This window comes from Dysgonomonas sp. Shenzhen-Wh21, assembly GCF_043392705.1.
Classification (GTDB): Bacteria; Bacteroidota; Bacteroidia; order Bacteroidales; family Dysgonomonadaceae; genus Dysgonomonas.
This window is the reverse complement of sequence record NZ_JAIXHZ010000146.1, coordinates 1-3,410: the sequence shown is the minus strand read 5'-3', so window position 1 is coordinate 3,410 and position 3,410 is coordinate 1. Positions and strand designations below refer to the sequence as shown.

Below are 3,410 nucleotides of genomic sequence, written 5' to 3'. Positions count from 1 at the left end.
TCACAAGAGTGCCCTGTCGTTTTGCTGGATGAACCTACAGCTTTTTTAGATATTGAAAGCCGTATAGAGATTATGAATTTGCTCCATAATCTGGCAATGAATCATAATAAGACAATATTATTATCAACACATGATATTGATATGGCTTTCAATATCTAAAAAAGCTGTAGGTTCATCCAGCAAAACGACAGGGCACTCTTGTGATAAAGCTTTGGCTATCATAGCCTTCTGTCGCTCTCCATCGGATAATTCGGCTATATAAGAATTAGCCTTATGTGCTATCCCTACATCTTCCATTGCTTTGTGAACAATGGATTTATCATTCTCTGATAATTGACCAAAAAATCCGGTATAAGGATAACGTCCCAGCTCAATAAGTTCTCGGACGAGTAAGCCTCCGGCAGAAGTTTTATCAGTTAAAACTAGGCCTAGTCGTTGTGATAATTCTTTTTCAGATAAGGATGAAATACTTTGATTCTCGAAAAGTATATCGCCTCCTTGTGCTGGTTGTGAAGCACTAATTGTTCGTAGCAGAGTCGATTTTCCGGCACCGTTAGCACCTATCAGACAAACAAGTTCTCCTCTATATAAATTGAACGACAGGTTGTTATAAAGAATATTATTATGCTTAGATTTGGCATAACCAATACCAATATTTTGAGCCTTAATTACTACTTCTGTATTATTCATAAGTAATCAGTACAGTGTATTCAAAAAAGTAAGTAATATTTAGTTTACATAAGTAAACTATTTGATATTCAGTGAATTAATTTGTAAACTTAATGGAAATATTGTATTTTTTTCTGATTAAGAATTACATATATTATTACAGGTGCTCCAAAAATAGGAGTGATAGCATTTAACGGTAGTACTCCACTGGCCCCCGGTAATACACAGATCAAATTGCAAAGCAAAGCCATTGCCGAACCAATTAGTATGGTAATAGGCAATAAAGATTTATGATTTGATGTTCCCAATATTAATCTGGCTATATGTGGAACTGCTAGTCCGATAAATGCTATAGGACCACAGAATGCACAAGTTATTGCAGTGATCAGTCCTGCACAGAGTAAGAGTAGAAAGCGAATAAATTTTATATTTACACCTAAGTTTGCTGCATATCTTTCTCCTAATAACAGAGCATTTAAGGGCTTGATTAGTAGGATAGAAAGGAGTAAGCTAACACAGACAACGATGCAATAAAAAGGTAATTGCTCTTTTGATACTCCCGAAAAATCTCCCATACCCCATATCATGAACGAATATGCATCTTCGCTAGTACTCCAAAACTTCAAAATAGATATAATAGAAGATGTAAGATAACCAACCATTATACCAATGATCAGTAACATAACATTATTTTTGATAATAGATGCGAATCCCATGATGATAGCTAAAATAATAGCTGCACCAATGAAAGCACCAAAAACAATAGTCATCGAATAAGACAAATTAAATCCATTTACCGATCCGAAGCTATTTCCTATTAAAAGAATTACTATTGCTACCCCCATATTTGCACCCGAACTGATACCTAATATTCCCGCATCAGCCAGAGGATTGCGAAATGCTGTTTGCAGCAACAATCCCGAAACAGCAATTGCTCCTCCTGTAAATAGAGCCGTGATGGCCTGAGGTAAGCGAGATTCGAGTATAATATAGGTCCAAGCTTGTTTCTCAACTTCATTTCCTTGCAATATTTGAAAGACAGCTTGCGACGGTATTGATACAGAGCCTAGAAATAGACTTAAAACAAATAGTATAAATATACTTATAACGAATAGAATACTATATGTAAACCCTTTGGACATAAGGTACTGAATGTATAAAATAGCCCCTCGTTGTAGGAGGGGCTTGAATATTTAATAAAGAACTTTATATTTATCTCCGGTTTCCTTCACTACCCGCTCATAGAAATCTTTAGGATATCCTACTCGCTGTGGCGAAGATGGTTTTCCATGTTCATTACGGATAAACTCACCATCTTTTTCTTTGCGGACAACACCATCCATATATTTGATGACTAAGAACTCTCCAAGTTTTTTCCATTTTTCAAAAGCATACTGTGCTTGCTTCTCACTATATTTAGTTAAGAATTGAACTGCTTGTTCGGGCGATTTCTTATATAATTCTAACGCCTCCTTTTCAGTACTATTTTGTTCAGCTAAGAACTTTCCTTCTAATTCATCCTGAACCTTTTTCAAATCAGGATGCATATAGTCGTATTTATTATATACCATATTTGACACCCAATTCTGAATCCAAAAGCTTGATGTCCAAGAGAATGTATACAAATCACCATTGCCTTCACGATAACATTCAGGTACCTCTGTTACAGAACAATACATCGGTGTAAACACAGTTTGAGCAGCATCATCTGTTCCAAACCATAATACTCCACCGATTGAATTTGGTAGCCATGAACGCATCTGAGATGTGAATACAAAACCTGATTGTTGAGTAGCAATAGGGCGTTCGTTACAGTATTCTACAAAATCTACTTTCCAAGTAAGTGGAGCCCAACGATATGGAGATTTGAAAGGACCGGCTCCAATATCGTTAGTCCAATCTAATTCAGTTCCTTCGTAATGGTCTCTCATCATCCCTTGTATATCAGCAAGAGATAACTTCTTGTCAGGTTTGATATAAAGAGGCATTGGTTCTTGAGTTTTTCCTTGTGCATAGGTCACAAACTTAGCCATGTCTTTATTGCATTTGTTGAAGAAACTCCAAACGCGAGCTTCACAAAAACGCTGACCTCCAAAATCCAGGGGATTATATGCCTTAGAAAAGCTAAAGTCTTCATCTTTACCAGTATAATAACCTTTCTCACGGGCAAAAGAAATAACATCTTTTGAGTACAGGCAATTTTTTGGATCTTTTAGAGGAAATTGATGTATACGAGATTGGTTTGCATGGGCTGAAATGCAGTCGTCAGGTATACGTACAGCTACCCAAACAGCACCTTTGTTTCCCTTACCTTTGCCAATCATCTCCAAAACCCAGATTTCATTGGGATCACCTATCGAGAATGACTCTCCTCCGCTATAGTAGCCATATTCAGCAACAAGGTCGGTCATTATTTTAATAGCTTCTCTTGCAGTCTTGGCTCGTTGCAATGCGATATATATAAGACTTCCATAGTCGATGATACCATCCGGATCAGCCAATTCTTCTCGTCCGCCAAAAGTTGTTTCGCCTATTGTCACTTGATACTCGTTCATGTTACCAACTACATTATATGTTTGGCTAGCTTGTGCTATTTCTCCTAAATATTTTCCGGAATCCCATTCATATACTTTTAGCATTTCTCCTTGTGAGTATTTTTTGGCTGGCCAATGGTACAACTCTCCAAATAGAGCGTAAGAATCTGCCGAATATGTTATCATTGTTGACCCATCGACAGACGC

At 37.0% G+C, this 3,410-nt stretch carries 2 protein-coding genes and 2 pseudogenes; 1 reads left to right on the top strand and 3 read right to left on the bottom strand.

The window, feature by feature from the left end; genetic code table 11:
* Positions 1-147: pseudogene (locus tag LDB17_RS09965) on the top strand (ABC transporter ATP-binding protein); the annotation flags it as partial.
* Here LDB17_RS09965 and LDB17_RS09960 read toward each other — a convergent pair.
* The 3 genes and pseudogenes from LDB17_RS09960 to LDB17_RS09950 all read right to left on the bottom strand — a co-directional run.
* Positions 130-690, bottom strand: a pseudogene (locus LDB17_RS09960) (ABC transporter ATP-binding protein); the annotation flags it as partial. The pseudogenes LDB17_RS09965 and LDB17_RS09960 overlap by 18 nt on opposite strands.
* An 89-nt stretch (positions 691-779) precedes the next feature.
* Positions 780-1,811, bottom strand: coding sequence for an iron ABC transporter permease (locus LDB17_RS09955; RefSeq protein WP_135106063.1), 1,032 nt, complete (start codon positions 1,809-1,811; stop codon positions 780-782).
* A gap of 51 nt (positions 1,812-1,862) precedes the next feature.
* Positions 1,863-3,410, bottom strand: a 1,548-nt coding sequence (locus tag LDB17_RS09950) for a dipeptidase (protein ID WP_393925019.1), incomplete at its 5' end; no start/stop codon positions are given.